Annotated in this window: 8 protein-coding genes; 1 reads left to right on the top strand and 7 read right to left on the bottom strand. The window is 54.3% G+C overall.

What is annotated here, in order from left to right:
- On the top strand, positions 1–689 hold a 689-nt coding region (locus G439_RS0103025; protein WP_022867715.1), incomplete at its 5' end, for a glucosaminidase domain-containing protein.
- Positions 690–711: 22 nt separating this feature from the next.
- Here G439_RS0103025 and G439_RS0103020 read toward each other — a convergent pair.
- From G439_RS0103020 to rfbA, 7 genes are all read right to left on the bottom strand, one after another.
- On the bottom strand, positions 712–1917 hold the full coding sequence (locus tag G439_RS0103020) for an ATP-binding cassette domain-containing protein (RefSeq protein ID WP_022867714.1): 1206 nt from the start codon (positions 1915–1917) through the stop codon (positions 712–714).
- Positions 1917–2825 (bottom strand): ABC transporter permease, encoded by a 909-nt coding sequence (locus G439_RS0103015; RefSeq protein ID WP_026459330.1) that lies wholly within the window; start codon positions 2823–2825, stop codon positions 1917–1919. Before G439_RS0103015 ends, G439_RS0103020 begins: the two co-directional genes overlap by 1 nt.
- A gap of 109 nt (positions 2826–2934) precedes the next feature.
- Complete coding sequence (locus G439_RS0103010; protein ID WP_165544517.1) at positions 2935–4119, bottom strand: polysaccharide pyruvyl transferase family protein; 1185 nt, start codon at positions 4117–4119, stop codon at positions 2935–2937.
- A 166-nt stretch (positions 4120–4285) separates the two neighbouring features.
- A complete protein-coding gene (locus G439_RS0103005) occupies positions 4286–5236 on the bottom strand; it encodes a glycosyltransferase family 2 protein (RefSeq protein WP_022867711.1) in 951 nt (316 codons plus the stop codon).
- On the bottom strand, positions 5226–6152 hold the full coding sequence (locus G439_RS0103000) for an NAD-dependent epimerase/dehydratase family protein (RefSeq protein WP_022867710.1): 927 nt from the start codon (positions 6150–6152) through the stop codon (positions 5226–5228). The genes G439_RS0103005 and G439_RS0103000 overlap by 11 nt, the downstream gene beginning before the upstream one ends.
- Positions 6145–7431, bottom strand: coding sequence for a rhamnosyltransferase WsaF family glycosyltransferase (locus G439_RS0102995; protein ID WP_026459328.1), 1287 nt, complete (start codon positions 7429–7431; stop codon positions 6145–6147). Before G439_RS0102995 ends, G439_RS0103000 begins: the two co-directional genes overlap by 8 nt.
- A gap of 97 nt (positions 7432–7528) precedes the next feature.
- A complete protein-coding gene (rfbA, locus tag G439_RS0102990; RefSeq protein ID WP_022867708.1) occupies positions 7529–8395 on the bottom strand; it encodes a glucose-1-phosphate thymidylyltransferase RfbA in 867 nt (288 codons plus the stop codon).
- Between the last annotated feature and the right edge of the window lie 157 nt (positions 8396–8552).

The raw sequence follows: 8552 nt of genomic DNA, 5'->3' as shown, positions 1-8552 counted from the left end.
TCATGACAACTGGTTGGCTCAAAGAAGCTAACACCTGGTACTACCTCAACCCCTCAGGAGCCATGGCAACAGGCACCAAAACCATCAACGGACGCGTAAGTAGATTCAACTCCTCAGGTCACTGGATCGGTTATGCTGATCAGCACGCAATTCTCGCCACCCCATCAGCCTCCCGCGCTTCCCTCATCTCAATGATGGTGAGAGCATACGAGAAGCAACCAGGCCCTTATCCAGCATCGGTCATGCGCCAAGGAGGTGCCGGTGACATCCGGGCTTTCGCCGGCATGATCTACGACGAAGCTATTGCTGAAGGAGTCAGTCCTGAGCTTGTCTTCTGTCAAGTCATGAAGGAAACCGCGTGGCTTCAGTTTGGAGGCGATGTCAAGGCGAAGCAGTTTAATTTCGGAGGTATTGGTGCAGTGGGCAGCACAGCCCGCGGGGCATCATTTTCCTCCGTCAGGATTGGGCTACGCGCCCAGGTCCAGCATCTGCGCGCCTACGCGGATCCGAATATTACCGAAACCAAACTTGCTCATTCGTTGGTCGACCCTCGTTTCGTCTATGTACGCAAAGGGTCTGCCCCATACATCGAATACCTTGGCGTACAGGAGAACCCGAGCGGCGCAGGGTGGGCGACAGCCAAGAACTACGGCTACGATCTCGTTTCGATGATGAACACCTATTTCTGACGATGACGTAGACGTCGGTCTCCTACGAGCTCACTGATCCATTAGAGATAGCCAGTGCCGGAGTCATTGCGATCGGCCCGGTACCTGCGTAGGGGCCTGCGACGACGAGGTCCCACGCCCCTGCCTTGCGAGACAAGGTGCGTCCAACTTCATCGCCGATTCCAACGTTGAGGCGGAATGATCCATCTCCCAGGGGTAGATTCGGAATAGTGAAAATTGCTGTGGCCTCGTCTTCAATAGGAGGCAGAGACATACCTGCGGCCTTCGAATCAAATCGGAAAAGGGACTGGCCCAAATTCGTTTCTATCGAGAATGCCGCAATCCAATCTTCAAGCCGCTCACGCACACAAAGATGGATGCGTACCGACAGAGTTTGCCCCGTCGACACCGAATGTACAGGCTCACCGGCATCATCAATCACTTCGACATGATCAATGGTGACCTTCCCCTGTGCGACGTGCGCATCATCACCCTGCAACCGCCGGGATTCCTTCTCGAATCCCTCCCGTAGAATGCGGATAGCATCAGGAGTATCCCCATCGTAGATGACTTTGCCGTGGTCAAGGACGATGCCCCGGTCACAGACCGAGCCAACTTGTTCGGCTGAATGTGACACCAAGACGATAGAACGTCCTTCCCCTTGGAATTCGCGGATCTTATCCATGCATTTACGTTGGAAGGGTTCATCTCCGACGGCAAGTACCTCGTCAACAAGCAGGACGTCTGGATCACAGTGAACAGCAACCGCAAATGCGAGTCTGACATACATACCCGAGGAATAGAACTTCACCTGCGAGTCGATAAAGGGTTCGATGCCCGAGAAGGCAACAATTTCATCGAATTTCTCCGTTGTTTCCTTCTTTGACATCCCCAAGATAGAAGCGTTAAGGAATACGTTCTCGCGACCTGTCAGATCTTGATGGAAGCCTGCACCGAGTTCGAGCAGAGCTGCCATTCTGCCGCGCGTCGTCACGCGACCAGTAGTCGGCTGAATGATTGATCCCATCACCTTCAACAACGTCGACTTTCCCGAACCGTTGTGTCCCAGGAGTCCCACGGTCGAGTTGAGGGGAATGGACACGGACACATCGTCAAGAGCCTTGAACTCTTCCACGCGCCTGCGCGATGAGCTAATGACCCGCTCCTTGACCGAGGTATCCCTGTGCAGCTTGAACATTTTGGAGACGTTCTCGACCCTGACAACATCGGGGAATTCATGTGTCATCATCACAACTCCTGAGCAAAGTTACCTTCGAGGCGAACGAATATCCGATGTGCGCCGAAGAGCAGAACGAGGCCGACGAGCAGGGCGATTCCCATCCGCAGCAGCATATGGGAAGGGTAGGGCTGGTCAACACCAGCAGCCCATAGCGAACGTTGGAAACCAAGGACCGCTAAAGTAACCGGGTTGCTCAGGTAGAGTTCAAGAAGCCAGTTCGAGACGGCGTTAGCAACGTAGGCGTACCCGTAGACGATCGGCGATGCCCAGAATGCGAGGAAAGTTGCAACCTCGATGAGGTGCTGAATATCACGCATGTACACGTTAAGCGCACTGAGGGCAAGTGCGGCTGCAAGCCCGTAGACGCTCAAAAGAAGGATGGCCACAGGAAGGTAGACAAGAGAAGAAGGAGCGGGGATCTGGCGCGTCACAAGGACTGCGATGATGAGAATCGCAAATTGAACCGCTGAATTGACTGCAGCCGTCCCTACCGTTGCCAGCGGGAAGACTTCGCGTGGTAAATAGACCTTCTTGATCAGTCCTGCGTTTGCTACGAGGGTACCGGTCCCACCATTCACCATTTCAAGAAAGAATCCCCAAGCCGTAAGACCGGAGAAAACAAAAATCGCGAACTGTGGGATATTACGTGCGACTCCAAGGAACTGCCCGATCACGATGAAATAGATCAATAGCTGAGCCAAAGGCTTAACCATGGACCAAGCAAATCCAACGCTTGAATCCTTGTAGCGCGCTTTAAATTCACGGTTGATAAGCAGCCCCAGCAATTCGCGACGCCGCCAAACATCAACGATGGCTGCGCGCGTCCCACGGATAACGCCCGTCTTGTCTCCGAGCTCTTTGAGCGGCTCGAGCGCCAAACGCTGGGCTCGTTCTTCAACAATGGTCTGTGAACTCACCACTGAAGTATTCCATACGACACCCATTCAACGGAGACGGTGAGCTCGTGACATGCATTTCGCAGGAGCAAACGGCCACCACATGCTTCGCCACCTGGATACTTTCGGGTCAGGAGTCCACGTTGATTCGCGCGGCAATGGACTTCCTCGTCGCGCAGAGAATGTCACGCATACTCAAGGGCTTGTTTAGTTCCTCCATGAGGAGCTTATTGCTCTGCCTTTCACCTTCGATAAGCAGACGCAACACATCTCTTTCAGCGCTGGCATGTATGAGGCTGTTAATCAGCATGTCCCTGCCGGCTAGTACATGGGAAACTTGTTCAAGTCGCAACTGCCATCGGGTCTGCTCACGGTCATCCGACATGGCAGGCAAGGTCACTTTATCGTTTAGGCGTTCTTTGAAGACGCGTGCGATTGCAGAGTATTCGTCCTCGATACGGATCATCTCTTCACGACCGATTCTGGAAATTTCGTCTCGCATCTGCCGTGCGCACGAGAGCGCACGTACCAGGGAGTCATCATCGGTAAATACCAAATCCTGCAAGCCGCGATCATTCAAATACGCGCTCACCTTCGGTTGACCGTAGGAGACGAAGGGGATGCCCGCTGAAAGCGCGAAAAGAGTGAGGTGCAAGGAGGAAGCAACAACAAAGGACAATCGGGCAACTACACCACGCAGTTGAATCGGAGTCAGCGCTGTCGACAACCACACATTGTTCGAGTCCCCGATCGGCAGGGCGTTGAGGAAGCTGGCATCATGAAGGTAGCGGGTAAAAGGAACCATAACCTTACGTCCCGCAATACCGTTAAGTTGAGTGAGCAGCGACGGGACATCGCGCAGTGACGCGGGAACGACGTGGATGCCGATGAGTGTTTCATCGGAGGGAAGCTCAACTGAACGGTCGTTGATCGGAAGCGCCATCGTCGGACACGGCAGAACTGAAGCCGATATCCCGGAGCGCTCGAGTACATCCGCTTCGGCGCGGGTTCGGGCCGATACAAAAGCGTAGCGCTTGAGATAATCAAGATCATCGGCGTCCTGCCATACCCCTACGGCAGCTAAAACTGTCGCATTTTCTTGGCGGAAACGATCATAGAAAAGACTTCCCGTTGGTCGTATCAGCTCTCCGCCACCGACCAATACCGAGGAAAACGACTGCTCCGCGGTGGAGAATAGATCCACCGGGACAATGTCATCAACACCGTGTCGTGCGAGAAGCCGCTGATTCGCGGCGAGCATGGCAATGTCACCGACATTGTCGGAAAAGGAATCGAAGAGGATTCCCACACTCATGATGCGGCCCTCCGGGAGATACGCGAAGGGCCAGAGGCTCATTTGACCAATGTGCCATTACAAAACCTTCGCATGGGGATGTCTGTCGATCATAGCGCACCGGTATCACAAAACGAGGACCCTAGCCGAGTCGAAGTCTTAGCTCAGAGCCACGACGGATCGTGTATCAGTCTCCGTAGCGTCGCAGTGGCGAGCGTACTCCGCGTCTGACACCACGCCAGCGTTGGACGTGGTATGCGGGATTGACAACCAGCCCCCAAAGCTTTCTCTTGATGGACAACTCACGGTCACGGACCAGTCGAATAGAGTCGCGCACAACACCTCCGACGACCATGCGAGTGACAGTCTTCAACGAGGGTGCTGCCACCTCAATCCCGACTTCACGCAGGCCCTGGGTTTCTTCGAACATACGGTCGTCGTACTCTCCGATGCTCAACTCATTCGAGTGTATTACTAGCGCCCTAGGGGCATAAGCCTTAATGAGGCCAGCGTCGATAACATCCCTTCCGAGCAGCTGATCCTCTGCGTAGGAGACGTCACGATAGGGAATGTCTCCTATCAGGATTGAACGGCGGGCAGCCGAATTGACGTCAGAGTAGAAGGTAACTGCGTTGCGTACGCCCTCGTCCTGAATAAAATCGTCATCGTAGAAGAGGGTCGTCCCATAACCGGGGCCAAAACCGGAGAACATTGTGCGGATTTCGTAGCGCAACAGCGGGAACGCATCACTTCTAGGAGCTTGGGCACCCATGACTGCGACAATGTTCTCACTGATTGCGAAGGGCGCGGTAATCTCGTGCAGCCATCGGTCATGAGCAGGCGTGGCGTCATGAGTGAGGTAGACGACAATCTTGCCGTTGGCAAGGTGAGCAGCAAGGTTACGCGTCTTACCATGCCCAAACTCAGAGTTAGGGATCTCGTGAAGCCTAACTCCCTTGTGTTCAGCAATAATGTCGAGGGTCGCATCCGTCGAACCCGAATCTATGACCAGCGTCTCAAAATGGCCGTCGAAGCGCTGGTTCTCGAGAGCCGTGAGAATTTCGTCGATATGTCGTTCACCGTTGTATGTCAGGATGACAACGGTCGCATCGACCTGCTCGGTGATTTCAGAACCCATGTTCTTGGATCTCCTGCCAGGTTCGCATGATTCCCTCATCCAGTTCAGTCATAGTGAATGGACCAAATTCCTCCGTGATGCGGGTGATGTCCAGAACTGATCCATGAACGTAAGTCGATGGTGTTGGTAAATGCTCAATCCGAGGATTCGTTCGCGTTACTCGGATAATTGACTCGACGATTTCGTTCACATTCGTCGCCCGCCCCGAACCAAGATTGTATACATTTGAAGTCGCCCCCAATGTGACCATTGTCGCGACAATCTTGGCTAGATCATTGACATAAATGTAGTCACGGTACATCGTGCCGTCGCCCATAATTGTTAAAGGCTGGTTGTTGAGAATATTGCGCAGGAAGATCGGGATAATCCCCTGTCGCTTGTGAGGGTTCTGTCGTGTCCCATAGGGATTGGCAATCCTCAGGATCGTCGATTTCAATCCTTGCGCCCGCTCGAAGAAACCCATGTAGTTTTCTATGGCAACCTTACCTATCCCGTAGGGCGACACTGGTGCAGTCGGATCATCTTCCCGAAATGAAACTGCGGAACGGTCGCCATAGACAGTTCCTCCGGAGGAAGCGAAGTAGAGGCGGTCAATACACTCTTCTGCACAGATTTTGAAGAGTTCCACAGAACCAAGAATATTGGTTCGGATATCCAATGTCGGATCATTCTGAGCAGTTGCAGGATCAGTAGTGGATAGGAGATGAAGGACTATCTCATGTCCTCTGACAGCTTCTCGTAGATCGCCGACGTTCAGGAAATTCCCATCGATCACCCGGATGCCATTGGAGGTCCAGTGAATGTCTCCGGTAAACATATCGAAGGCCGAGATCCGATGCTGAGGATACTCGGCGAGAGCATCAACGATATGAGAGCCGAGGAAACCGTTTCCGCCGATAACGAGGATGTCAGCCACGCATTGCCTCCTCGAAGGCGTTAATGAACTGATGACCGGACTTCTGCCACGACAGGTTGTGGACGGATTGTGCGGCTGTTCGCGATCTCTCAACCTGATCGGGATCATCGAGGACATCAATGATGCTCCTGGCAAGAGCTCCCGGGGACAGCGGCGTGTAGGCGATGTTCGGGTTGTCCGATACGAGGCGGTTGTTGGGAGCGTCGTTAATGACGGGGATCGTTCCGCAGGCGAGAAGTTCGAGAGGAAGGAGCGACATATTCGTCAAGGACATGACGAGGGCGGCAGCACACTGGTTGTACAGCGGACTCAACTCATCGATGGACATAGCCCCATGATTGACGTAGTCGAAGGGAATATCCCAGTCCGCAACGTTCCACCCGGCCATATGGATTGTCGTCTGAGGACGCATACGTTTGACCTCAGCGAGCGCCATGATTCCCAACTCGAAGCCTCGACGAGTCGTCACCGGCCTCGCATAGAAGAAAACATCATCGCGCCGAGCATCATTGCTCCGCTTGTAGAGAGCAAGATCGGTCGCAAAGTCGAAGGGATAGGTCGTCATCGAGTATTCGTCGGACAGTTTCTTCGCAAGCCAACGCCCTGCTGTGAATCCTTCGAACCCGAATCGATAGGAGTTTTCAGCCAGTCTGTTCTCCGAACCGACAGGGTAAAAGAACGGTTCAAAATCTTGGACAAAGTAACAACGTTTGGCGTTAGAAGGATCAAGGTAGACAGGGTAGGCAGTCTCCCACCCGGTAGCGAACAGTGCGTCAACGTCCGGCCCTACTCCGATCTCAGGTCGGTAAATCTCGATAGACGCTTTGAGATCCGGATAAGCGACGGATGTTGCGAGCATCTCCCGCAGCGCTTCTAGGTCGATCGGTACTGGATCACTGGAATAGAGGAAGATTTTAACCCTGTGGCCGACTCCTTCCAGGAAGGAAAGGAAGCGAAAGATATTCTGGTGTCCGCCGGAGGATTTGCCCGGCGGCGACATGATCCATGCAGTGGAATACGGGCCATCTCCAAGCACACGCGGGTGTTCAAGCCAGGGCGGCATCCTCGTCCAATCAACGGCTGCAGCGTCATCGAACGACACGAGCATATGAAGGGGCCTACGCCTAGTCGCCCCGCTCGTCGGAGTGGTTGGACGGGGTTGCGAGAGTCGTGAACCCAGACCGAGGAAAAAGCGGGCGGCCGTAAGACGGGCGCCATTCTTCTTGTAGTATGCGGTTCCGCGTCGCGCATAGCTTCCCACGGTGTCGAATGCAGTCATGGGAGCCATACTATCGGTGTGTCCGCTGTTTCGAACCATCGAAGCCGCACCGTGCAAGCTGGTTGTCCCGGAACACTGCCTTCCTTCCCCCTTCTCGCTACTCCCGGTTGAGGAGGTTGAGCAGATACTGCCCATACCCGGACTTAATGAGCGGTTCGGCGCGCTGACGCAAGCCTTCGTCATCAATGAAGCCCATCCGCCAAGCGACCTCTTCGGGGGCACCGATCTTCATGCCCTGGCGAGCTTCGACGGTTCGGACAAATGCAGTCGCGTCGGCAAGGGAATCGAAAGTCCCGGTGTCGAGCCAGGCGGTTCCACGAGGAAGAACTTCTACCTTGAGTTTACCGGCCTCAAGGTAGACACGATTGACATCCGTGATCTCGTATTCCCCGCGAGCTGAGGGTTTGAGGTTCTTCGCGATCTCAACGACGTCGTTGTCGTAGAAGTACAGGCCAGGAACCGCGTAGTTTGACTTCGGCTTGACGGGTTTTTCTTCGATGGACAAAGCAGTGAAATCATCGTCGAACTCAACGACACCATAAGCGCTCGGATCTGATACGTGGTACGCGAATACCGCTCCCCCGTCCGGGTCGACATGCCGACGTAGCTGAGAACCCATGCCTGGGCCGTAGAAGATATTGTCGCCCAGCACGAGGGCGGCAGATTCTTCACCAACGTGATCCGCGCCCAGAACGAAGGCTTGGGCGAGTCCATTCGGGACTTCCTGAACCGTGTAGGTGATGTTGACGCCCAACTGTGAGCCGTCGCCAAGGAGACGGTGGAAGCTCGCGGCGTCATGCGGGGTCGTGATGACCAGGACATCCTGGATACCAGCGAGCATGAGCGTCGACAGCGGGTAGTAGATCATTGGCTTGTCATAGACAGGCACGAGCTGCTTGGACGTTCCCAGAGTAATCGGATTCAGGCGAGTACCAGAGCCCCCAGCAAGAATGATGCCCTTCATGATTGACTCCTTACACGTGGACTGTTCTCGGACGTCACAGGGGTTATTATGCCCGGAAGCCAGTGGCAGCAGGAGAGAGTTGGCCCGGCGAGTCCATTACCTTCCGCTCAGTCTGCATACCGACTATAAGTGATTCCACTATTATCCTGGGAAGGAT

The sequence above is a fragment of the Schaalia vaccimaxillae DSM 15804 genome, from assembly GCF_000420425.1.
Lineage (GTDB): Bacteria > Actinomycetota > Actinomycetes > Actinomycetales > Actinomycetaceae > Pauljensenia > Pauljensenia vaccimaxillae.
The sequence above is the reverse complement of the archived record's forward strand: the minus strand, read 5'-3'. Positions and strand labels throughout refer to the sequence as shown.